The organism is Allomesorhizobium aridi, assembly GCF_043769475.1.
GTDB lineage: Bacteria > Pseudomonadota > Alphaproteobacteria > Rhizobiales > Rhizobiaceae > Allomesorhizobium.
Genome location: NZ_CP171729.1, coordinates 2,688,111 through 2,709,990, shown reverse-complemented (window position 1 = coordinate 2,709,990; position 21,880 = coordinate 2,688,111). Strand labels below are relative to the sequence as shown.

The window sequence follows — 21,880 nt, the reverse complement described above, 5'->3', positions numbered from 1 at the left end:
GATGGAGATCGCGATCTATGTCGCCATCGCCGAAACCGGTGTGATCGGCCGCGAGGGCGGATTGCCGTGGAGGCTGTCCAGCGATCTGAAGCGCTTCAAGGCCGACACGATGGGCAAGCCGATCGTCATGGGCCGCAAAACCTGGGAGAGTTTTCCGCGGCGCCCATTGCCCGGCCGCCTGAACATCGTAGTAACGCGCGATCCGGCATATCGGGCCGAAGGCGCCGAGACCGTGCCTTCATTCGACGACGCGATTGCGCTCGCAAGGGCGCGCGGCCGCTGCATGCCCGGAGCCGATGAAATCTGCGTGATCGGAGGCGGCGAGATCTACCGCCAGGCGATGCCGCTGGCCGATCGCCTCCATGTGACGCATGTTCTGGCCAAGATCGACGGCGATACGCTGTTTCCCGCAATCGATCCGCACGTCTGGCGATCTGTTCGCTCCATCGACGTGCCGGCGGGCGAGAAGGACAGCCATCCGACGCGCTATACTGTTTACGAGAGGCGCCGCGACGTGCATTGAGGACGGGTTAGGGCCGCTTCCTCCTCGAAATCGGCCTCTCTGTATAGCGGTCGCGTTGAAAGCACGCTCTTGCATCCTTATAGAAGAGGTCAGGCAACACGCGCGCCGGCAAACACAGCCGCGCCGAGACTTCGGAACTGAAAGGACTTTCATGCCCTGGAATAATCAGAGCGGTGGCGGCGGCGGCCCGTGGGGCGGCGGCGGCAATGGCGGGGGGCCGTGGGGCCAGGGTCCGCGCCCGAGCGGCCCGCAGGGATCGCCGCCCGATCTCGAGGACATCATCCGCCGCGGCCAGGATCGGCTGAAGAACGCGCTGCCTGGCGGCGGCGCGGCAAGCCCGGCCCTGTTCGGCCTTATCGCGCTTGCCCTGCTCGCTTTCTGGGTGTTCCAATCCGTCTATACGGTGCAGCCGGACGAAATGGCGGTCGAACTGCGCTTCGGCAAGCCGAAGGAAGAACTGTCCGGTCCGGGCCTGCATTTCCATTGGTGGCCGATTGAAACCGTCGAGATCGCCAACACTGCCGAAAAGCTGGTCGACCTCGGCGAAGTCCGTGGCAGCACCTCGTCTGGGCTGATGCTGTCGGGCGACCAGAACATCGTCGACGTGAAGTTTTCCGTCGCGTATCAGGTTTCTGATCCCAAGGCCTATCTGTTCAATGTCGCCGACGCGGATGAGATGGTGCGCCAGATCGGCGAAAGCGCCATGCGCGAGGCAGTCGGACGCAGGCCGGCCCAGGACATTTTCCGCGATGACCGCCAAGGCATAGCTGACGCAGTGCGCGGGATTATCCAGGGCACGCTCGACGCCTATGGCGCCGGACTGAATATCAACGCCATCTCGATCGAGGATGCGGCGCCGCCGCGCGAAGTGGCTGACGCCTTCGACGAGGTGCAGCGCGCCGAGCAGGACGAGGACCGCTTCGTCGAGGAATCCAACCAGTATTCCAACCAGAAGCTCGGCCAGGCGCGCGGTGAAGCGGCGCGTGTGCGCGAAGAAGCGGCAGCCTACAAGAACCGCGTGGTGCAGGAAGCCGAAGGCGAGGCGCAGCGCTTCATCTCGGTCTACGACGAATACGCCAAGGCGCCCGACGTGACGCGTCAGCGGCTGTTCATCGAAACGATGGAGAAAGTCCTGAAGGATTCCAACAAGGTCATCATCCAGCAGGGCGAAAACGGGCAGGGCGTCATTCCCTATCTGCCGCTGCCGGAACTGCAGAAACGCGCGCCGGCCCCCGCTGCGGCCGCGGAAGGAATTAACTGATGGCCAACCGTCTTCCCATCATCGGCGTCATTGTCGCCGTAATCCTGCTCCTGATCTATTCGTCGATCTTCGTGGTCAACGAGCGCGAGCAGGCCATCGTTCTCCGCTTCGGCGAGATCGTCGACGTGAAAACCGAACCGGGCATCTATTTCAAGGCGCCGTTCGGCATGTTCGAAGCCGACAACGTCCAGATCATCGAGGACCGCGTGCTTCGCTTCGACCTCGACGACATCCGCGTCCAGGTCTCGGGCGGCAAGTTCTACGAAGTGGACGCCTTCGTCGCCTACCGCATTGCCGATCCGCGTACATTCCGCCAGACCGTGTCGGGCAGCATACAACTGGCCGAGCAGCGGCTCAGGACCCGCCTCGACGCGGCGTTGCGCCGCGTCTACGGCGTACGCGGCTTCGAGGCGGCTCTGTCGGAAGAGCGCGCCTCCATGATGACCGAGGTGCGCGACCAGCTTCGCCCCGATGCGACTTCGCTCGGGCTGGAGATCGAGGATGTCCGCATCCGCCGGACCGACCTGACGGCCGAGGTGTCGCAGCAGACCTACGACCGGATGAAGGCCGAACGCCTTGCCGAGGCTGAAAGGCTGCGGGCGCGCGGCCGCGAAGCCGCGGCGCGAATCCGGGCGCGGGCCGACCGCGAGGTGATCGAGACGGTCGCTGAAGCGCGCAAGGAATCCGAAATCCTGCGAGGCGAGGGCGAAGCGGCGCGCAACGCCATATTCGCCAACGCCTTCCAGCGCGATCCGGATTTCTTCGAGTTCTACCGCTCGATGATCGCCTACGCGGCAGCGCTCGATCCGGCAGGCACGACGATGGTGCTGTCGCCCGATTCGGAGTTCTTCCGATTCTTCCGCAACCCGGCGGGCGCAGCGCCGGGCTCGGCTCCAGCAGGTGGCGGTAACGGCGCGCCGGCGCCGGAAACGAACGGCGCCGCGACAGGCGCAACGCAACCGAACGGCGCGGCAGGCACGGGCCAGTAGCCGCCAATGGCCGATTTCCTCGCCGCGCTGGGTCTGGTCCTGGTCGTGGAAGGCTTGGTCTACGGCGGTTTTCCGGCGCTTGCCAAGCGGCTCGCGTCGGAGGTTCTGGCAACACCCGAAAGCGCACTTCGGGTCGCCGGTCTCGCGGCCATCGCCATCGGGGTCGGCGTGGTTTGGATGGTGCGGGGGTAACGCAAGTTTGTGGCCTGGCCCGTAGGCAAGGCCGCAAACACGCCTTATTTCTTCAGAACATGGCGTGTGCCTGCCCAAGGGCGGCGCGGAATTTTCGAAACACCGGAGGCATTTTTCAATGGCGACCAAGATTATCCTGCCCGCGGTGCGAAGAACCCTGCTCTCAGCCGTTGTAGCTGCTTTCGCAGGCGCGGCCGTGGCTTCATCCTTCGTCGCGCCAGCGCTGGCGCAGACGCAAATGCAGGCGCCAACCCAGCCTGCGCCAGCCCAGCCGGCGCCAGCGCCGCAGATGCCGCCGCAGCAATTGCCTGCGCAGCCGCAGGGGCAGGGACCGGCCTCGGTCGCCGACCTGGCCGAAGGCCTGCTTGGCGCCGTCGTGAATATCTCGACCTCTCAGAACATCAAGGGCGCGGAAAGCCCCGACGCGGTGCCGATGCCGGAACTGCCGGAAGGCTCGCCGTTCCAGGATTTCTTCGACGAGTTCTTCAAGGATCGCGGCGGCAATGGCGGAGGCCCCGGCTCGCAGAGGGTGCAGTCGCTCGGTTCGGGCTTCGTCATCGATGCCGAGAAGGGCATTGTCATCACCAACAACCATGTGATCGCGGACGCCGACGAGATCGAAGTCAACTTCTCCGACGGCTCGAAGCTCAAGGCTGAACTCGTAGGCACCGACACCAAGACCGACATCGCGGTGCTCAAGGTCGACCCGACGCTGAAGAAGCTGACGGCGGTCAAGTTCGGCGATTCCAACAGGATGCGGATCGGCGACTGGGTCATGGCGGTCGGGAACCCGTTCGGACTCGGCGGTACGGTGACGGTGGGCATCATTTCGGCCCGTAACCGCGACATCCAGTCCGGACCGTACGACGACTTCATCCAGACAGACGCCGCCATCAATCGCGGCAATTCCGGTGGACCGCTGTTCAACATGCAAGGCGAGGTGGTCGGCATCAACACCGCCATCATTTCACCCTCGGGCGGCTCGATCGGCATCGGCTTTTCGATCCCGTCGGAACTGGCCATCGGTGTGGTCAGCCAGTTGGCGGAATTCGGCGAGACGCGCCGCGGCTGGCTCGGCGTGCGCATCCAGCCCGTCACCGACGAGATCGCGGAAACCCTCGACATGAAGGTCGCCAAGGGCGCGCTGGTGGCCGGCGTTATCAAGGGCGGACCGGTCGACAACGGCACGATCCTGCCCGGCGACGTGATCATCAAGTTCGACGGCAAGGACGTCGACGAAATGCGCGACCTGCCGCGCGTGGTGGCCGAAAGCCCGGTCGGCAAGGCGGTCGACGTGGTGGTCGTGCGCAAGGGCGTGGAGCAGACTGTGAAAGTCACGCTTGGCCGGCTCGAGGACGGCGAGAAGCTCGCCGAGAGCGCGGAAGGCCAGCCCGAAGAAGAAGGCGAGGCCGTCGCCTCGGCGACCGTGCTCGGCATGACCATCGGCGAACTGAACGACGAAGCGCGAACCAAATTTGGCGTCGGAGCCGACGTCTCAGGTGTCGTCATCACCGAAGTGACGCCTGATTCCGCCGCTGCCGAGCGAGGCATTCTTGCCGGCGAGGTCATTACCGAGATCGCGCAGGAATCAGTGTCGTCGCCGAAGGACGTGATGGACCGCATCGCCACGCTGAAGGAGCAGGGCCGCAAGAACGCGCTGTTGATGCTGGCCTCCAAGACCGGCGAGTTGCGTTTCGTGACGATCCGGATGGATTGAGCAGGAGCATCGCCCACTTGTAACATCCTATAGGATGTACTAACTCAGCACATGCAACGCGTTGTGCTGGATACCAATGTGTTGGTCGCTGGACTGCGAAGCCGGGGCGGCGCCTCTTTCGCCGTTCTGAGGCTAATCGCCGGGCGGCGTTTGGTTCCACTCGTAACGACAGCGCTGTTTCTGGAATATGAAGCTGTTCTGATCCGCTCGGAACAGCTTAGCAGGCACGGCTTTTCGATTGCTGAGATCGGGCAGATGTTGGCGGAGTTTGCAGCGTTGGCCGAGGCAGTGGAGGTGCATTTTCTCTGGCGACCTCAATTGGCAGATCCGAAGGACGAGATGGTGCTTGAGGCAGCCATAAACGGTCGCGCCGATGCGCTTGTAACGCACAACATCCGAGATTTTTCGGATGCGTCGCGTCGCTTCGATCTGCAAATTCTGCGACCGAAGGAGCTTCTGGAAAGGCTACGGAAATGAGCAAAGCCACATATCCGCTAAAATTACCGGCCTCGATCAAGGATGCCGCAGCACGGCTTGCGAAGGCGGACGGCGTCTCGCTCAATCAGTGGATCGCGTCGGCGGTCGCCCAAAAGGTCGGCGTAATGGAAACAGCCGCCGATTTTCTGAAGCGCCGGGCAGGTTCGGCGACCGGAGACGGTTTAACCGCTTTTTTGGACCGCGTGCCATCGGCACCGCCGGCGCCCGGCGACGAACTTCCTTCGACAAAGAGGCCTTGAACCGCCGCGATCCGCAAATCCGGCCCGGCCGGCTTGTTGGTCAGCCGACCGCATTTTTCCGCGTCAGCCAATCCTCCCGCGATAATCGGTAGAACACGTGCCGCTTGAGATGCGGTTGCGTATCGGGCACGCGAGGGTGATCGAAATCGCGTGCCGTGTCGCGCTCCATGCCGAGACGTTCCATCACCGCGGTCGAGCGAAAATTGTTCCAGACGGCGAACGAGACGATCTCGTCCAGCGAAAGCGTCTCGAAGCCGAAGGCGAGCCAGGCTTCAGCGGCTTCGGTCACGTAGCCCTTGCCCCAGTATTCGGGCGCAAGCCGCCAGCCGATCTCGATCGTGCCGGCCGGCCACGAAGACATGACGCTGTCCTCGTGCAGTCCAGCGAAGCCGATGCACTCTCCGGTCGCCGCGAGTTCAATGGCCGCAAAGCCGAAGCCCTTGCGGTCGATCTCCTCGCGCAATACGTCGAGCAGTTCGTCCGACTGCTCGCGGGTTCTCTTGACCGGGAAAAACTCCATCACGCGATCATCGGAGTTGATCCGGTGAAAGAGGCTGCGGTCGCGGTCCTGCCACTGGCGCAGGATCAGGCGTTCGGTGCGGATCGGATTCATGCGGTAAAATTCTCCCGCCGGTATCCCTGAATGTAGAGCAGCGCGGTCAAATCGCCGTGATCGATGCGGCAATCGGCTTCGGCTGCAACTGCAGGTTTAGCATGCAAGGCGACACCCGTGCCGGCGAGCCTAATCATATCAAGGTCGTTGGCGCCGTCGCCGACAGCGATGGCGTCGGCTGGCGTCAGACCCAGCCGGGCGGAGATCTCCAGCAGGGCCTGGGCCTTGGCTGCGCGGCCCAGAATGGGCTCGACGACGGTTCCGGCAAGCAGCCCGCCGGCTTCCACGATGAGGCGGTTGGCGCGGTTCTCATGGAAGCCGAGCATGTCGCCGATGCGCGACGTGAAGACATCGAAGCCGCCCGAAACGAGCGCAGTCCAGGCGCCCTTCGCCCGCATCGTCGCCACCAATTCGCGTCCGCCCGATGCCAGCGTCAGCCGGCCCGATATGATGCGGTCGATCACTGCCGCGTCCAGCCCCTTCAACAGCGCGACGCGTTCGCGCAGAGCCGGCTCAAAGGCAATCTCGCCGTTCATCGAACGGGCGGTTATGGCTGCGACATGCTCCTTGATGCCGACCTCGTCGGCAAGTTCGTCGATGCATTCCTGGTCGATCATGGTTGAATCCATGTCGGCGATCAGAATTTTCTTGGCGCGTCCCTCGCGCTGCTGCACAACGACATCGACCGGCTCCGGCGAGACCGCGTCGCGCAGGGTGGCGAGGGCTTCCGCGGCGCCGAGGCCGGCGGGTAGAGCAAGGTCGCAGGCGACATCGTCGGCCAGCCAGTCGGCCGCGGTCGCAGCCACAGCTTGCGAAGCCAGCGTCGCCAGTGGCTGCGAGATAGAGCGCCTGGCCGGATGGGATATGAGCGTGGCGACGAGCGGCATGGAAAAATCCGGTGACGGCAGCGGCGAGGGCCGACTGAAGAATGCCGTCCTGATAGCCGGGCCGACGGCCAGCGGCAAGTCGGCTCTGGCGCTGGATATAGCCGAGCGCCGGGGCGGCGCGATCGTCAACACCGATTCCATGCAGGGATATTCGATACTCAACGTGCTGACGGCGCGGCCGACTGCGGAGGATATGGCGCGGGCGCCGCACCATCTCTACGGCCACATCCATCCGGGAACGGCCTATTCGACCGGCGCCTGGCTGCGCGACGTGATGCGGTTGATGGCCGAGGATGCTTTCAGAGACAGGATCCCTGTGTTCGTCGGCGGGACCGGGCTCTATTTCCGAGCGCTGGTGGAAGGAATTTCGGAGATGCCGGACATTCCGAAATCCGTGCGCGACCGCTGGCGCTATCATCTCAACGAGGACGGGCCGGAGCGGCTGCACCGGATTCTCTGGCGCGAAGACCCGGAGGCAGCGCAACTTCTGCGGCCGAGCGACGGGCAGCGCATTGCGCGTGCGCTGGAAGTGCTCGAAGCCTCCGGCCGTTCGATTCTTCAATGGCAGGCTGAAAAGGGAAAGCCGCTGATCGACCGCGACAGCGCCGAATTCCTGGTGATCGAGCCGGAGCGGGCGGCGCTGGTCGCGCGGATCGACAGCCGCTTCGACCGAATGCTGGAGGCCGGCGCGCTGGAGGAAGTACGCGCGCTTATGGCGCTGAATCTCGATCCGTCGCTGCCGGCCATGAAGGCGATCGGCGTTCGCGAACTCGCCGCGGCGGACGCCGGCGAAATGACTTTTCCCGAGGCGATCGCACGCGCCAAGATTGCGACCCGGCAGTATGCCAAGCGGCAGGCGACCTGGTTCCGCAATCAATTGGGTCCCGAGTGGCGGCGGATGGCCGGCCGCTGAGACGAAAACGGATTATGCACACACCATTTATTAGCTACGCCGCAACTTGACGTTAACGTTAGTTTCGCGCTGAAGTTGTTTCTGTTAACCGTCCGTAAGGCGGCCCATGCCATAACGGAAAGTCAAGGCCGCCTAACGGGGAGCAAATGCGGTTCCACAAGTCCGAATCGGCGTTTTTCGTGTTCATCGCCGTCATTCTCGCGGCCGGACTCGTGATTCTGCACGCTTACGACGTTCTTCGTGACGGCGCCGAGGCGATATACCAGCCGGAAGGCAGAGAAAGCGTCGCCTATCTATCGAAATTGCTGTTCGCCACCGGTGTGCTCCTGGCCACCGCGCTGTTTTTCGGCATCTTCTTCATCTTCCCGTTGATCCGCACCCAGGTCAAGGAAGAGGGCAAGCTCCGCGCCATGACGGTTTCGCTGAGCGCGCGTTCGGAGACGCTGGAACATGCGGCCCTTACCGACGGGCTGACCGGGATGCAGAACCGGCGCTATTTCGACGATGCACTGAAGGAATATCTCGACGAGTTCCGCCGTATCGACAAGCCGGTCGGGCTGATGATCTTCGATCTCGACCATTTCAAGCAGGTCAACGACACGCATGGCCATGATGTCGGCGACGAGGTGCTGCGGGCGGTTGCCGGCTGCCTGAAGGATATGACGCGCTACCATGACGTGGTGGCGCGGCTGGGCGGCGAGGAATTCGCCGTCGTGGCGCCCAACATGGACCACGACATGCTCGTCAGGCTGGCCGAGCGCATCCGCAAGGGCATCGCCGTCATGCCGATCCTATCCGGCAATGTGCGGCTCAAGATCACCGCCAGCGTGGGCCTGGCTGTGTGGGACCGCAAGGAAAGCGCCGAGGAATTCTTCCGGCGCGCCGACAAGCAGCTCTACCAGGCGAAGCGGCAAGGCCGGAACCGCGTCAGCGCCTGAGAGCTGGATTTCGCCGGCAGCCGCAGCCTTGAAGGTTGGCCGCATTTCTCCGTTGTTCTGCTGCGTCTCTGTACATGCCTGACATGTCGGGACAGGCTCTGACTTCATGCCGCGACGGAGAGGGCATCAGGGTCTGTTCAGACAGCAATACCTGAAGGCAAGCTACTGAACCTATTGGTCTTTTCCGCTCCGAATGGCTTCACCTCAGCCAGTCTTGGGGCGCAGCCCGAATGTGCTCGGCTTTAGGCCGAAGCTGACATCGAGATCCTCGTCGGAAGGTGGCGCGGCAGTCTCGGCAGGGGGCTTGCGGTAGCCTGAATCGCCGGCCTGGCGTTGCGCATCCACCGGTTCGGCGAATCCGAGATTCTGCTGTGGCTTGGGCACGTTCCTGAGACGTTCGACGATCATGACCAGGTCGACATCTCCGCCATCGCCGGCAGCTACACCCAGATCCTGGCGCTTGCCGGGAATGAGGTTGGCTGGGAGCCGCTCGAATTTCAGCCGCATGGTCGTCGCCACGCCCTCGCCGAACGCGATCGCTTCCCGCTGGCCCATCGATGACAGGAACGAGAGGGTCGAGGCGGAGGAGTCCGCAATTGCCGAACGGATGATCGCCTGGTCCTGCTCGTTGGCGAGGCGCATTGCGAACACAGTGGAGCATTGCGACAGGATGGTCGGATCGAGTTCGCCCGGCCGCTGGGTGACGACGCCGAGATAGCAGCCATATTTGCGGCCTTCCTTGGCGATGCGCGACAGCGCGTGCCGGGTCGGTGCGAAGCCGAGGCGCGGGTCGGAAGGCATGTAGCGATGCGCCTCCTCGCACAGCACCAGAAGCTTGAGCTTGCCTTCGCTCCACAGCGCAAGGTCGAAGGCCAGCCGCGCCAGCACCGAGCAGACCGAGTTGACCACTTCGGACGGCATGCCTGCCATTTCGAAGCAGGTGATGGGCCGGCCGCCATGGGGAATGCGAAAGATGTTGCCGATGGTCTGGTGAAGCGTGTCCTCGATCAGCCGCGAGGCGAACATGAAGCGGTAGCGCGGATCGTTGATGGCCGATTCGATGCGCGTCTTCAGCGAGCGGTAGGTCGGACGGTAGTCCTTGCTCTCGAGCAATCCCATGCGCTCGTCGATCTGCTTGATGAGGTCGGCGATCCTGTAGGGCACCGGCGTGTCGGCCGTCAGCGAATCGCCGCCGCGGCGGATGAAGGTTCCGGCGCCCGGGTTGCGGTAGAGGTTCTTGGCGGCGGGGATCAGGTCGCGCAGCACGTCCAGTTCCTCGGGCACGATCTCTCGGCCCCGGAACAGCACCTCGGCGAATTCTTCGAGGCGGAAAAGCCAGAAGGGAAGGTCGAGCGTCGAGGTGTCGACCTTGACGCTGTTGTCGGGCAGGGCGGCGGCGAATTCGTTGTGCGGATCGAGGATCAGCACCCTGAGATCAGGCCTCGCCTCGATCGACTTGCGCAACAGCAGCGAGACCGCGGTCGATTTGCCGACGCCGGTGGTGCCAACTACGGCGAAATGGCGGGCAAGCGTGTCGTCGATCGCGATGCAGGCGTCGATCGTCTCGTCCTGAGACAAGGTTCCGATCGTTACCGAATGGCGCCCCGCCAGATCGTAGACCGCCTGGAGATCCCGGTTGCGGATGCGGTGCGCGACCGCACCGATATGAGGATAGGCGGTGATGCCGCGGTCGAAGACGGGCTTTGCCGGCGCGACGCTGTCGCGGACCTCGCCGATCAGCTCCACGCTGACCTCGATGGCGTTCTGCTCCTGGCTGTGCCAAGTGCCATCGGCCTTGCCAATGCCGTAGACGAGGCCAACCGTACGGGACGACCCAAGATTGATGGAGATCATCTTGCCGACGGTCCAGAGCCCGGTGACGGCGCCGTCGCCCGTATCGGCGAACGCGCTGATCGTCGCGCGCGCGCCATCGCACTGCACGACGTGACCTAGAATTCGAGCATCGTTCTGCGCTGCGTCGCGGCGCTCCTGCGACGTGGCTTCACCGGCGGATTTTTCCCGCTCTGCAAACATCTGGATGGACCCTCGCCCCCGACAATCCCTCTGCCGTCGAACCGTACGCGCGTCGGGTTAAGGTCGCGTGATGCGGGATGGTATAGGCGCGGTTAAGGGAGCCGCCGCAATTCGATCGAACGCGACTTTACGCAAACGGATGTTCCTCTATATTGCCCAAATGGACGGTATATCAGACGACATTGGTGACGGCATTGCCAACCGGATACGCGCGGAGCGGACGCAACGAGGGTGGTCGCTTGCCGATCTCTCTAAGCGCTCCGGGGTCTCGAAGGCCATGCTGAGCGCCATCGAGCGCAAGGGGACCAGCCCAACCGCGGCCCTTCTGGTGCGCATCGCTTCGGCGTTCGGAATGACCTTGTCGTCACTCATTGCCCAGGCCGAACTGCGCGGCGGCGGCCTGCTTCGCGCGAAGGACCAGCCGGTTTGGCGGGATCCCGAGACAGGCTATGTCCGCCGTCACCTCTCGCCGGCATCCGACATGCCGCTCGAACTGATCAGAATCGAACTGCCCGCCGGCGCAAAGGTCAGCCTGCCTGCGGCGTCCTACGCCTTCATCCGCCAGCAGATCTGGTTGATGGAAGGCCGCCTGGAATTTGCCGAAGGCGACATCGTCCATGTCATGGAGGCGGGCGACTGCCTGGCGCTCGGCCCACCCGCCAACTGCACTTTTCATGCGCCGGGACCTGCTGCCGCGATCTATCTCGTCGCGCTGATGCGGGGCAACCAATGACTCGGCGTCTTCGGCGCAATCACAATGGAGGGCCGCCGCTCGACGATTACACCGGCCCGCGCTGGGGCAAGGGCGATGCGTTCGTCTTCCTGTGCTGGGAGGCGGCTCACAAGAAGGCCTGGAAAGCACCAAGCCAGCAGGTGATGCTGATGCGGCTCGAACGCGCCGAGCGGATCGGGCTCACCTACGAGGAATACACGCTGGAGATACTGGAGCGTGGGCGGCATCTCCAGCCGGAAGATGCGAGCCGCATCGCGGAAATCAAGGCGGCGCGGAGGCGGCGAAGGCGCAGTGCCCCGGTATGAATTTCGACAACCGCGTGGAAAGGGCTCGTCCATCCGCTAGTTGTGCGGGCAGGCCGCGCTGCTCCGGCCTCGTCCCAAGGAACGAGCCAGACCGATGGACGACTTTGCAACCGTCGAGATTGAAACCGGCGAGACAACGATCTTCCTGCGCTCAGGCGGGTCAGGGCCGCCGGTCCTCTTGCTGCACGGCTTTCCGCAGACGCATTTGATGTGGCGCGGGGTCGCGCCGCTGCTGGCCCGGAATTTTGCGGTCGTCTGCGCCGATCTTCGCGGCTACGGACGGAGCGGCTGCCCGGCTTCCGCGCCGGATCATGCGCCGTATGCCACGCGCGCCATGGCGCGGGACATGGTGACCGTCATGGAGCGGCTTGGATTTAAGCGCTTCTCGGTCGCCGGACACGATCGCGGCGGCCGCGTCGCCTATCGCATGGCGCTCGACCATCCCGATCGCGTCGACCGCCTTGCCGTTCTCGACATCCTGCCGACGGAGACGACGTGGGAACGGGCCGACGCACGGCTTGCACTGGCCTTCTGGCCGTGGTCGCTGCTCGCCCAGTCCGAGCCGTTGCCCGAGCGTATTCTGACGGCCGTCCCGGAAGCCATTATCGACAATGCGCTCGCAGAATGGGGCTCCTCCCCGAACACATTTCCCGCGGCGGTCCGCGCAGCCTATGTCGACGCTCTTCGCGATCCCGCGCACGTCCACGCTATCTGCGAGGAATATCGGGCAGCAGCGGCCATCGACCGCGAGCATGACAGAGCCGATCTGAGCAACGGGCGCCGGATCGTCTGCCCGCTGCTCGCCCTTTGGAGCGCCGGAGGGCCAATCGATACCTGGTATGCGGCAGAGTCCGGGCCGATCGCGCTTTGGCAGGCATGGGCCAATGACGTTCAAGGGAGGAAGCTCGAAGGCGGCCACTTTTTTCCGGAAGCGATGCCCGAAGAGACTGCGGACGCTCTCGGCCGCTTCCTCACAATAAAACCAGGACAATAGCACCGCCTGCAGAAAGGAGTGTCACATGAAGATCCTGTTCATTTCAAGCATGGCCATCATCGCGCCTGATCCAGCGCAGAGCCGCAAACTCTTCATGGATGCGCTGGGATTGCCACTCAAGCGCCACGAGGGCGACGACTATTACTTCAGTGAGAACATTGGCGGCAGCAAACACTTTGGCGTATGGCCGCTTTCGCAGGCTGCCGAAGCATGCTTCGGCACCCGCGAATGGCCGGTGCATCGACCGATACCGCAAGCGTGTATCGAGTTCGAAGTCGAAGACCTGGACAGCGTCGCTGCCGCCGCGCAGGAGCTTCAGGAAAAAGGGTACGCGCTGCTGCATGGCGCGCGGACCGAACCGTGGGGCCAGACCGTCGCCCGGCTCCAAACGACGGAAGGAGCGATCGTCGGCATTTCGTATGCGCCATGGATACATGAGGCTTAACCTGGTTTGGGGTCCTCGCAACCCAATGCGGTGAAGAATTGAGCAATATGCTGCCCAGAAACTCCGTTCTCATACGAGCACCCTCGAACCTCGGCTTGCGGCCGCTGCGGCCCGGCCACGAACCGGGCACTTGGCGGGCCCCTGAGGCCCTCACTAAGGCAGGCCTCCTCGATGCCCTGTCGCCTGCGCGTGTCGTCGATCTTCCCCGCCCGAGGTATGAAAGCGGAGAGCAGGCCGGCACACGGCTGCGCAACGGCCATGCCATCCGAACATTCAATCTCATCCTCGCTGATGCGGTCTTCTCGGCGTTGAGGAAGGAGGAATTCCCGATTGTCGTCGGCGGCGACTGCTCCATCCTTTTGGGCGCGCTGGCGGGTGTACGGAGAATGACGCCCGTTTCGCTCGTTCACATCGATGGCCACAGCGACTTCCGGCATCCCGGAAACTACGATCCGTCCGCTATCCTGGGATCGGTTGCGGGAATGGACCTTGCGCTCGCAACGGGACGAGGTGAAAAACTCCTCACCGAGTGGCCGAACGTGCCGGCGCCGCTGGTGCCGGACGAATGCGTCATCCAGATTGGCGAGCGGGAAGCCCGCGAGCCGGATTTTGCCTGGCCCGATGTCAACGACACCGCCATCACGCGTATCGACGTGTTTACCGCCCGCGACAGCGGCGGGGAGGCTGTGCTTGCCGATATCAAAGAAGCCCTGAAACGCCTCGATCTGCCGTATTGGGTCCACTTCGACGTCGATGTCCTAGATCAGGCCCTCATGCCCGCCGTGGACTCGCCCGGAAGCCCGGGCATCGATCCGAACGATCTGTCGATCCTGCTCCGAGGCCTCTTAAGCAGCCCGCGCTGCCTCGGCCTCGACATGACGATCTTCGATCCTGACCTCGACCCGGACGGCGCTTACGCCCAACTGATTGTTTCGCTGCTGCGAGACGCCACCGCCCGCCTGGGAGAGTGAACAACATGCCGCACTTTCCCATTGACACCATGCCTTTCGCGCAATTAGTCTCCGCGCCCATGAAGACGACACTCATTCTCGTAGTAGGAAAGCGCGTGGGCAAGGCGGTGTAACCGCCGGGCGGAAACCTCCCATGCGCAAGACACAGGCTCCCTCGGGGGCCTTTTTTATTGGCCGAAACAAGACTACACGACCATCAATCGCCCAAGGCGACAAGAACGGGACAGACCGATGAGCAACCGACAGGACGAAACCGGACGGCGTGAAATGACCGGCGCCGAAATGGTCGTGCAGGCGCTGAAGGACAACGGCGTCAAGCATCTCTTCGGCTATCCCGGCGGCGCGGTCCTGCCGATCTACGACGAGCTCTTTCAGCAGGACGACGTCCAGCACATTCTGGTGCGCCACGAGCAGGGCGCCGGCCATGCGGCCGAGGGCTATGCACGCTCCACGGGCAAGGCCGGCGTGATGCTGGTGACGTCCGGCCCTGGGGCGACCAATGCGGTGACGCCGCTGCAGGACGCGCTGATGGATTCGATCCCGCTGGTCTGCATCACCGGTCAGGTTCCGACCTCGCTGATCGGCTCGGACGCGTTCCAGGAATGCGACACGATCGGCATCACGCGGCCTTGCACCAAGCACAACTGGCTGGTGAAGGACGTCAACGAACTGGCGGGCATCCTGCACGAGGCGTTTCATGTCGCCACGACCGGCCGGCCCGGGCCGGTGGTCGTCGACGTGCCGAAAGACGTTCAGTTCGCCAGGGGCATGTACACGCCGCCGCAGACGGCGCCGCGCACCAGCTACCAACCCAAGGTCCAGGGCGACCTCGACAAGATCAAGGCCGCGGTGGCGCTGATGATGGAAGCCAAGAGCCCGGTCATCTATTCCGGCGGCGGCGTCATCAATTCCGGCGCTGAAGCGAGCCACCTGCTGCGCGAACTGGTCGATCTGACCGGCTTTCCCATCACCTCGACGCTGATGGGGCTGGGCGCTTATCCGGCGAGCGGCAAGAACTGGCTCGGCATGCTCGGCATGCACGGCACCTACGAAGCCAATATGGCGATGCACGATTGCGACGTGATGATCTGCATCGGCGCGCGCTTCGACGACCGCATCACCGGACGGCTCAACGCCTTTTCGCCGAACTCGAAAAAGATCCATATCGACATCGATCCATCGTCGATCAACAAGAACGTCCGCGCCGACGTGCCGATCATCGGCGATGTCGGCCGCGTGCTCGAGGACATGGTGCGGCTGTGGCGCGCTACGGCAAGGGCCGACAAGAAGCCGCTCTACCCCTGGTGGGAACAGATCGCCCGCTGGCGCGCCCGCGATTCATTGGCCTACACGCCCAATGACGAGGTGATCATGCCGCAATACGCGGTGCAGCGGCTCTACGAGTTGACCAAGCATCTCGACACCTACATCACCACCGAAGTCGGCCAGCACCAGATGTGGGCGGCCCAGCACTTTCACTTCGAGAAGCCGAACCGCTGGATGACTTCCGGCGGACTGGGCACGATGGGCTACGGCCTGCCGGCGGCGCTCGGCGTGCAGATCGCCCATCCCGATGCGCTCGTCATCGACATCGCCGGCGACGCCTCGGTGCAGATGACGATCCAGGAGATGAGCGCGGCGGTGCAACATGACGCGCCGATAAAAATCTTCATCCTGAACAACCAGTATATGGGCATGGTGCGGCAGTGGCAGCAGCTCCTGCACGGCAACCGGCTGTCGCATTCCTACACCGAGGCGATGCCGGATTTCGTCAAACTCGCCGAAGCCTATGGCGGCCACGGCATACGTTGCGAAAAGCCGGGCGACCTCGACGATGCAATCAAAGAAATGATCTCGGTGAAGAAGCCGGTCATCTTCGACTGCCGGGTGGTCGCGTTGGCAAACTGCTTCCCGATGATCCCCTCGGGCAAGGCGCATAACGAAATGCTCTTGCCCGACGAGGCGACCGACGAGGCGGTGGCGAACGCGATCGACGCGAAGGGGCGGGAGCTGGTGTGAGGGGAAAGAGAGCGAAATGCGCGTGACCATACGAAAAGGAAATCGCCTGATCGTCCCTAAACCGTTGCGCGAGAAACACGGAGGGGTGGCAGGCACGTTGATCGAATTCCGGTCGAATCCAGACGGTTCGATAGCGCTGCAAGCGTCGGAAGCGAGCAGCAAGGCAGCCGGACAGAAAACGCTCGCTAGCAACAGGCAACAGAAATCATGAGCGCCCACCTTCAACCGACCGGCTCCGCCTACTTCATCGCCAAGGAGACGGAAAAGCCAGAAATCCACACATTGTCGGTTCTGGTCGACAACGAGCCGGGCGTACTTGCCCGGGTTATCGGGCTGTTTTCCGGCCGAGGGTACAATATCGAGAGCCTGACGGTTTCCGAAACCGAGCACGAAAAGCACCTGTCGCGCATTACCATCGTGACGCGCGGCACGCCGCATGTGCTGGAGCAGATCAAGCACCAGCTCGAGCGCATCGTGCCGGTGCACCGCGTCGTCGATCTTTCCGTCCGCGCGCTGGAACTCGGCCAGGACAAGCCGCTGGCGCGCGAACTGGCGCTGGTCAAGGTATCGGGCACAGGTGATGCCCGGGTCGAGGCGCTGCGGCTCGCCGAAGCGTTCCGCGCCAATGTCATTGACGCCAACACCGAGCATTTCATCTTCGAGATCACAGGAAAAGTGTCGAAGATCGAGCAGTTCATCGCAATCATGCAGCCACTCGGCCTGGTCGAGGTCTGCCGCACCGGCGTGGCCGCGATGAACCGCGGCCCGCAGGGGATGTGATGGCAGAAGCGCTGCCGAACTTTGGCACAAGCGCCTGATGGCCATGGCTGCTTTGGCTGGGTAGAAAATCCATCATTATAGGTCAACACCGCTGAAATACGGACGACGCGATCCATGTCCCCCGAAGTCTTTTTCGCCCTTCTGATCTTCGCGTTCGTCACCTCGGTGACGCCGGGGCCTAACAACTTCATGCTGCTGGCTTCGGGCGTGAATTTCGGGTTCTGGCGCACGGTGCCGCACATGTTCGGCATTGCCGCCGGTTTTGCCACGCTGCTCTTCGGGGTCGGTTTGGGCTTGGGCGCGGTGCTGAAGGCCTATCCGGCGCTCGACCTGGCGCTGAAGATCGCCGGCGGGGCCTATCTGCTCTATCTCGCCTGGAAGATCGCGATGTCGCGATCGATGGCGGCGAAGGGCGAGGCGAAGGCCGTGCCGATGACCTTCCTGCAAGCCGCTGCTTTCCAATGGGTCAATCCCAAGGCCTGGGTGATGGCGGTGACGGCGATGGCCGTCTATACCAATCCGCAGGCGCCGTTCCTGTCGATGCTGCTGGTTACCGTCGCGTTCGCCCTGGTCAATCTGCCGTCGGTGTCGGTTTGGGCCGGCTTCGGCATGGCGCTGCGCGGGTTTCTTTCCGATCCGGTCAGGCTGAAATGGTTCAACATCGTCATGGGCGTGCTCCTCGCCGCAACGCTGTGGCCGATGCTTCGATGAGGCCTGGCCTGCTTGCGCGCCTGGCCCGCGGGGCTTAGTTTTCTGCGTATGTCCCATGATCACGATCACCATCACGACAACGAACTCGATCCGATGGCCGCGCGGGTCAAGGCGCTGGAGACGATCCTGACCCAGAAGGGGCTGATCGACCCGGCGGCGATCGATGCGATCGTGGAGGCCTACGAGACGAAGATCGGCCCGCGCAACGGCGCGAAGGTTGTCGCGAAGGCGTGGAGCGATCCCGCTTACGCCGAGTGGCTGAAGAAGGAAGCGACGGCGGCGATCGCCTCGCTCGGCTTCACCGGCCGGCAGGGCGAGCACATGCAGGCGGTGTTCAACACTCCCGACACGCACAATCTCGTCGTCTGCACCCTGTGCTCCTGCTATCCATGGTCGGTGCTCGGCCTGCCGCCGGTCTGGTACAAGTCGCCGCCCTATCGCTCCAAAGCGGTGATCGATCCGCGCGGCGTGCTCGCCGAATTCGGCGTGTCGCTGCCGGCGGAGACAAAAATCCGCGTCTGGGATTCGACCGCCGAGCTTCGCTATCTCGTGGTTCCCCTGCGGCCAGAGGGCACGGAAGGCTGGAGCGAGGAGCGGCTCGCCGGGTTGGTGACACGCGATTCCATGATCGGCACAGGATTGGCGCTGGAGCCAAACGCGCCATGAACGGGCCGCATGATCTCGGTGGGCAGATGGGGTTCGGGCCGGTCGCGCCGGAAAAGGACGAGCCGTATTTCCACGCCGAATGGGAGAAGCAGGCGCTTGGCGTCACGCTGACAGCGGGCGCGATGGGCCACTGGACCATCGACGAGAGCCGTCACGCACGGGAATCGCTGCATCCGGCCGATTACTATTCCTCAAGCTACTATGAAATCTGGATCAAGGCGCTGGAAACGCTGCTCAAGCGCCACGGTTTCGTCACGGACGAAGAACTGGCCGCGGGCAAGGCGCAGGGCGCGGGAACGACGCCGAAACGCGTGCTGACGGCCGAAAATGTCGCGGCGGTTCTGGCCAAGGGCGGGCCATGCGACCGGCCGGTCGATGCGCCGCCGCGGTTCAAGGCGGGCGACCGGGTGCGGACGAAGAATTTTCACCCGACCGGACACACGAGGCTGCCGCGCTATGCGCGCGGCAAGTTGGGCGTGGTCGAGACGGTGCGCGACGGTTTTGTCTTTCCCGACAGCAATGCGCATGGGGACGGCGAAAACCCGCAGCGGGTTTACACGGTTGTCTTCTCAGCCGCGGAAATCTGGGGCGAGGGAGCCGATCCGACGCTGACGGTCTCGATCGATGCCTGGGAGAGCTATCTTGAGCCGGCGTGAGGCCGGACCGCTCCGCTTCGCGGAACCCGGCGCGGCAGCTGATCCTGCGGATGCTCCGGTTTTCGCTGAACCCTGGCAAGCCGAAGCCTTCGCCATGGTTGTGGCGCTCAACGAGCGCGGGCTGTTTTCGTGGAGCGAATGGGCGGACGCGCTGTCGGCGGAAGTAAAAAGTTCCGACGCCGCGCCGGACGGCAGCGACTACTACGGACGATGGCTGCAGGCATTAGAAAAGCTGCTTGCCGCAAAGGGTATTGCCGGCGGGAGCGAAATCGACGCGCTCGCCGCCGCCTGGCATCGTGCCGCGCATGCAACGCCGCACGGCAAGCCGATCCTGCTGGAGAACGATCCGGAGCGCAACTCCAGGGCGTAAGCAATATTGCTTGACGCGGCAGTTTAGACGCCGTCGCAAACCCGTTTTACACAGATAAATAGTATGCTATATTTGAATTTTATTGCCTTGCCAATCGGCCGGGCAAGATCAGCATGCATTGCAGCCTTCCTTGCCGCAAGCTCCCTCTCGAGATCGGCAAGCTCAAACCCGCTAAACGAGATTTGGAGCATGCAGATGGACGACAAGGAAGCGAAAGCCGTCGAGCAGGTATATGCCCACGCCGAACGCCTAGGGGTGCCGTTGCGCAAACATGTCAAGGAAACGCGCAAGATAACCGCCAACAATCCCGTCGGCTTCGATTTCATTTGCGAAAGGGGCGGAACCAAGGAGCTCCTGCTCAGCATCATCGACAGCGCCAGGTTCGGCTATGACGCTCCCGATACGCTGTTCGGGTTCCTGGCTGGCTGTGTCGCGCGGCGCAGCGGATTCAAGTCGAGTTTCCGCGAGATCGGACTCGGCGCGAGTATGCACATCCAGATCGGCGACAGCCTCTGCAATGCCCATATTGACACCATCGGTATAGCGCCCGCGCGCGACAACAAGGCCAACAATCTGTACGATTTCAGCAAGATCGTAGAGCATTGGGACCGCGACCTGCGGCCCGAATTGGGGCCGCTGAAGCATTTCGACGTGACGGTGCTGCGCGGCCAGTCGGAGGTCACCGGAACGAAGGAGTTCGGCGCCATACTCTCGGTAAAGAAGAAGTTTTAGATCCCCAGCGCCGTCTGTCTGTCCGGCAGGCCCAGCGCCCGGCGCGCGATGAGGCAGTCGCCGCCACCCGGCACGCAGGCGCGGCAGACGTCGGGACGGATCTCATAGATCGAACACGACGTCGATTTGCCGACCTTGCCGACAAGCGCCGAGCACCGCGCGCCGTCGCAGCGCATGCCGCTTTCGTCGCGGGATACATGTTCGGCGGGGATTTGGTCGAGCCGGGAATCGGGTTCGGTGGAAAATCTCGGCCATGCGGACGAGTAGGAGCAGCACGCACCGCAGGCGTTGCAGTCGAAGCCGTCGCTCAACGGAGGCTCGGTCAAGCGCGTACGCGGGCCGACCGCCGGCAAAGAAGCCCGGTTCGGGTGCGTTTCCTGCAAGGTGTTATTTCTTGCGGCGTTTGCGCGGCGCTACTGGCTCGGCGTTGAAGAGATCGGTTCCCACGGCCGCGGCAGGCGGCACCTCGTGCGTTGTGCCATCCGGGCCGTTCCCGTCAGCCTCCGCCGAGCTTTTCCTGGCGGCCTTGACCGGCGCAGCCGCTTTGGGTTCGTCCTTGACGGTGAATTTTATGGCCATGGTCGATCCTCAACTGACAGATATCAGTCGCGCGGGTTGCGAAGGCGGCCGATCAGCGCTGAAACGGCCGTAATATTCATTTCCTCGGGCGACCAGTTTCTGGTCTCCTCGATATGCCTGGGAGCGAGCTCCCGATGCGTGCTGCCGCTGTAGGCGGCATCAGGATGGACCGAGGTCTGGTTGGTCTTGGGATCGTGAACCGCATATTCGATCAGGTAGTTCGGGCATTCGACCCGGCCGCGCACGCCGATCCGCACCTGGGCGTCGCCATGGGCGCGCCGGCAGCGTTCCAGCTTCTCGAGGATGCGCCGGACATATTCCACCGGATTGTCGAGCGTTTGCACGACATCGGCGATGGTCGAATCCGTGGCCATCGACACCAGAACCGCGCGCCTCGCCATCAGCGTTTGCCCTTGCGTTTTGGAGCAGGCGCGGCGGCAAGCTCTTCGGCTTCCTTCTCCAGGCGCAGTTCTCTCAGGCGTGCGGTCTTTTCTTCGCGCGCCTGGCTGACGGCGTCGTGTTCCGAAATGATGCGATTGAGCGCCATGGACTGCGTCTGCGTTTTGCTGAAAAACGATTCAGCCTGATCGCGGGATTTCTTCGAGTTCTCGGTCACATCCTATATCCATCGATCAAAAGAAAAAGGCCAGGCAAAAAAGCCCGGCCTCCCTGTGACATTCACCTCTCGACGATGCCAGTACATCCGTGGTCATCGGAGAGGCTGAATGCCGATTTAAGCAGCTTTAAGCTGATCGGCCGACATTTTGCCCGACTTCGCGTCGCGCACCATCTCGTAGCCGAGCTTCTGGCCCTCGACGATATCGCGCATTCCAGCGCGCTCGACAGCCGAGATGTGGACGAATACGTCCTGGCCGCCATCGTCAGGTTGAATAAAGCCGAAGCCTTTTGTGGCGTTGAACCATTTAACTGTGCCGGTGCTCATGATGAACCCCTTTCCATAGATATATTAGTTTACCGCCGCACGAATGCACAACGGGCGTTAGTCTCGATTTTTGAAGGGAGAGGTTCGTCAAGGGCGCGTTAGGCGCGCAGATAAACAAAATTCAGACAAGCAAATATCGATTGAGCGTATGTAGTCTTCTTAATCGCAGATG

29 protein-coding genes are annotated in these 21,880 nt (G+C 63.1%); 20 read left to right on the top strand and 9 right to left on the bottom strand.

Annotation, left to right across the window (positions count from 1 at the left end):
* Nucleotide 1: 1 nt before the first annotated feature.
* The 6 genes from ACG873_RS15415 to ACG873_RS15390 all read left to right on the top strand — a co-directional run bounded on the left by ACG873_RS15415 (nucleotide 2) and on the right by ACG873_RS15390 (nucleotide 5,159).
* Nucleotides 2-523 carry a dihydrofolate reductase gene (locus tag ACG873_RS15415; RefSeq protein ID WP_394893533.1) on the top strand — a complete coding sequence of 174 codons (522 nt, stop codon included), beginning with the start codon at nucleotides 2-4 and terminating at the stop codon, nucleotides 521-523.
* Between the two features lie 151 nt (nucleotides 524-674).
* Nucleotides 675-1,784 carry an FtsH protease activity modulator HflK gene (hflK, locus tag ACG873_RS15410; protein ID WP_394892831.1) on the top strand — a complete coding sequence of 370 codons (1,110 nt, stop codon included), beginning with the start codon at nucleotides 675-677 and terminating at the stop codon, nucleotides 1,782-1,784.
* The gene (gene hflC / locus ACG873_RS15405) at nucleotides 1,784-2,773 is read left to right on the top strand and encodes a protease modulator HflC (protein WP_394892830.1); all 990 of its coding nucleotides are present in this window, start codon (nucleotides 1,784-1,786) and stop codon (nucleotides 2,771-2,773) included. The genes hflK and hflC overlap by 1 nt, the downstream gene beginning before the upstream one ends.
* Before the next feature lie 6 nt (nucleotides 2,774-2,779).
* Complete coding sequence (locus tag ACG873_RS15400) at nucleotides 2,780-2,965, top strand: DUF2065 domain-containing protein (protein ID WP_394892829.1); 186 nt, start codon at nucleotides 2,780-2,782, stop codon at nucleotides 2,963-2,965.
* Between the two features lie 118 nt (nucleotides 2,966-3,083).
* Nucleotides 3,084-4,682, top strand: coding sequence for a DegQ family serine endoprotease (locus ACG873_RS15395; protein ID WP_394892828.1), 1,599 nt, complete (start codon nucleotides 3,084-3,086; stop codon nucleotides 4,680-4,682).
* Between the two features lie 51 nt (nucleotides 4,683-4,733).
* Complete coding sequence (locus ACG873_RS15390; protein WP_394892827.1) at nucleotides 4,734-5,159, top strand: putative toxin-antitoxin system toxin component, PIN family; 426 nt, start codon at nucleotides 4,734-4,736, stop codon at nucleotides 5,157-5,159.
* An 85-nt stretch (nucleotides 5,160-5,244) separates the two neighbouring features.
* Here ACG873_RS15390 and ACG873_RS15385 read toward each other — a convergent pair whose 3' ends face one another.
* The 3 genes from ACG873_RS15385 to serB are packed head-to-tail and all read right to left on the bottom strand — an operon-like array spanning nucleotide 5,245 to nucleotide 6,919.
* Entirely contained in the window at nucleotides 5,245-5,490 is a 246-nt protein-coding gene (locus ACG873_RS15385; protein WP_394892826.1) for a hypothetical protein, read from the bottom strand.
* Nucleotides 5,460-6,032, bottom strand: a complete 573-nt coding sequence (locus tag ACG873_RS15380) for a GNAT family N-acetyltransferase (protein WP_394892824.1) — start codon at nucleotides 6,030-6,032, stop codon at nucleotides 5,460-5,462. Before ACG873_RS15380 ends, ACG873_RS15385 begins: the two co-directional genes overlap by 31 nt.
* On the bottom strand, nucleotides 6,029-6,919 hold the full coding sequence (serB, locus tag ACG873_RS15375; protein ID WP_394892822.1) for a phosphoserine phosphatase SerB: 891 nt from the start codon (nucleotides 6,917-6,919) through the stop codon (nucleotides 6,029-6,031). The genes ACG873_RS15380 and serB overlap by 4 nt, the downstream gene beginning before the upstream one ends.
* Here serB and miaA point away from each other — a divergent pair.
* Both miaA and ACG873_RS15365 read left to right on the top strand, forming a co-directional pair.
* Nucleotides 6,897-7,832, top strand: a complete 936-nt coding sequence (gene miaA, locus ACG873_RS15370; RefSeq protein ID WP_394892821.1) for a tRNA (adenosine(37)-N6)-dimethylallyltransferase MiaA — start codon at nucleotides 6,897-6,899, stop codon at nucleotides 7,830-7,832. The genes serB and miaA overlap by 23 nt on opposite strands.
* Nucleotides 7,833-7,978: 146 nt before the next feature.
* Complete coding sequence (locus ACG873_RS15365) at nucleotides 7,979-8,770, top strand: GGDEF domain-containing protein (RefSeq protein WP_394892820.1); 792 nt, start codon at nucleotides 7,979-7,981, stop codon at nucleotides 8,768-8,770.
* A gap of 204 nt (nucleotides 8,771-8,974) precedes the next feature.
* On the opposite strand, the gene ACG873_RS15360 is transcribed toward ACG873_RS15365, so the two are convergent.
* A complete protein-coding gene (locus tag ACG873_RS15360; protein ID WP_394892819.1) occupies nucleotides 8,975-10,804 on the bottom strand; it encodes an ATP-binding protein in 1,830 nt (609 codons plus the stop codon).
* A 160-nt stretch (nucleotides 10,805-10,964) separates the two neighbouring features.
* Here ACG873_RS15360 and ACG873_RS15355 point away from each other — a divergent pair, with 160 nt between their 5' ends.
* From ACG873_RS15355 to ACG873_RS15300, 12 genes are all read left to right on the top strand, one after another.
* On the top strand, nucleotides 10,965-11,537 hold the full coding sequence (locus tag ACG873_RS15355) for a helix-turn-helix domain-containing protein (protein ID WP_394892817.1): 573 nt from the start codon (nucleotides 10,965-10,967) through the stop codon (nucleotides 11,535-11,537).
* A complete protein-coding gene (locus ACG873_RS15350) occupies nucleotides 11,534-11,842 on the top strand; it encodes a hypothetical protein (protein ID WP_394892816.1) in 309 nt (102 codons plus the stop codon). The genes ACG873_RS15355 and ACG873_RS15350 overlap by 4 nt, the downstream gene beginning before the upstream one ends.
* Nucleotides 11,843-11,936: 94 nt before the next feature.
* The gene (locus ACG873_RS15345; RefSeq protein ID WP_394892815.1) at nucleotides 11,937-12,836 is read left to right on the top strand and encodes an alpha/beta fold hydrolase; all 900 of its coding nucleotides are present in this window, start codon (nucleotides 11,937-11,939) and stop codon (nucleotides 12,834-12,836) included.
* Between the two features lie 25 nt (nucleotides 12,837-12,861).
* A complete protein-coding gene (locus tag ACG873_RS15340; protein ID WP_394892814.1) occupies nucleotides 12,862-13,281 on the top strand; it encodes a VOC family protein in 420 nt (139 codons plus the stop codon).
* Nucleotides 13,282-13,328: 47 nt separating this feature from the next.
* Nucleotides 13,329-14,252, top strand: a complete 924-nt coding sequence (locus ACG873_RS15335; protein WP_394893531.1) for an arginase family protein — start codon at nucleotides 13,329-13,331, stop codon at nucleotides 14,250-14,252.
* 231 nt (nucleotides 14,253-14,483) lie between these two features.
* Nucleotides 14,484-16,271 (top strand): acetolactate synthase 3 large subunit, encoded by a 1,788-nt coding sequence (locus ACG873_RS15330; RefSeq protein ID WP_394892812.1) that lies wholly within the window; start codon nucleotides 14,484-14,486, stop codon nucleotides 16,269-16,271.
* Nucleotides 16,272-16,478: 207 nt separating this feature from the next.
* Complete coding sequence (gene ilvN / locus ACG873_RS15325) at nucleotides 16,479-17,051, top strand: acetolactate synthase small subunit (RefSeq protein ID WP_394892811.1); 573 nt, start codon at nucleotides 16,479-16,481, stop codon at nucleotides 17,049-17,051.
* A 114-nt stretch (nucleotides 17,052-17,165) separates the two neighbouring features.
* Nucleotides 17,166-17,762, top strand: coding sequence for a LysE family translocator (locus ACG873_RS15320; RefSeq protein WP_394892810.1), 597 nt, complete (start codon nucleotides 17,166-17,168; stop codon nucleotides 17,760-17,762).
* Nucleotides 17,763-17,810: 48 nt separating this feature from the next.
* A complete protein-coding gene (gene nthA, locus ACG873_RS15315) occupies nucleotides 17,811-18,428 on the top strand; it encodes a nitrile hydratase subunit alpha (protein WP_394892809.1) in 618 nt (205 codons plus the stop codon).
* Nucleotides 18,425-19,084 (top strand): nitrile hydratase subunit beta, encoded by a 660-nt coding sequence (gene nthB, locus ACG873_RS15310; RefSeq protein WP_394892808.1) that lies wholly within the window; start codon nucleotides 18,425-18,427, stop codon nucleotides 19,082-19,084. Before nthA ends, nthB begins: the two co-directional genes overlap by 4 nt.
* A complete protein-coding gene (locus ACG873_RS15305; protein ID WP_394892807.1) occupies nucleotides 19,071-19,454 on the top strand; it encodes a nitrile hydratase accessory protein in 384 nt (127 codons plus the stop codon). The genes nthB and ACG873_RS15305 overlap by 14 nt, the downstream gene beginning before the upstream one ends.
* 195 nt (nucleotides 19,455-19,649) lie before the next feature.
* Nucleotides 19,650-20,186 carry a hypothetical protein gene (locus tag ACG873_RS15300; protein WP_394892806.1) on the top strand — a complete coding sequence of 179 codons (537 nt, stop codon included), beginning with the start codon at nucleotides 19,650-19,652 and terminating at the stop codon, nucleotides 20,184-20,186.
* Here the strand turns inward: ACG873_RS15300 and ACG873_RS15295 are convergent.
* The 5 genes from ACG873_RS15295 to ACG873_RS15275 form a co-directional block, all read right to left on the bottom strand.
* Nucleotides 20,183-20,497: a YkgJ family cysteine cluster protein gene (locus ACG873_RS15295; protein ID WP_394892804.1), complete on the bottom strand. Its 315-nt coding sequence runs from the start codon at nucleotides 20,495-20,497 to the stop codon at nucleotides 20,183-20,185. The two genes, ACG873_RS15300 and ACG873_RS15295, sit on opposite strands and share 4 nt — an antisense overlap.
* Before the next feature lie 76 nt (nucleotides 20,498-20,573).
* Nucleotides 20,574-20,765: a hypothetical protein gene (locus tag ACG873_RS15290; protein ID WP_394892803.1), complete on the bottom strand. Its 192-nt coding sequence runs from the start codon at nucleotides 20,763-20,765 to the stop codon at nucleotides 20,574-20,576.
* A gap of 23 nt (nucleotides 20,766-20,788) precedes the next feature.
* On the bottom strand, nucleotides 20,789-21,166 hold the full coding sequence (locus ACG873_RS15285) for a hypothetical protein (protein ID WP_394892801.1): 378 nt from the start codon (nucleotides 21,164-21,166) through the stop codon (nucleotides 20,789-20,791).
* Nucleotides 21,166-21,381 carry a hypothetical protein gene (locus ACG873_RS15280; RefSeq protein ID WP_394892799.1) on the bottom strand — a complete coding sequence of 72 codons (216 nt, stop codon included), beginning with the start codon at nucleotides 21,379-21,381 and terminating at the stop codon, nucleotides 21,166-21,168. Before ACG873_RS15280 ends, ACG873_RS15285 begins: the two co-directional genes overlap by 1 nt.
* Nucleotides 21,382-21,498: 117 nt before the next feature.
* A complete protein-coding gene (locus ACG873_RS15275; protein ID WP_394892797.1) occupies nucleotides 21,499-21,708 on the bottom strand; it encodes a cold-shock protein in 210 nt (69 codons plus the stop codon).
* Nucleotides 21,709-21,880: the final 172 nt, after the last annotated feature.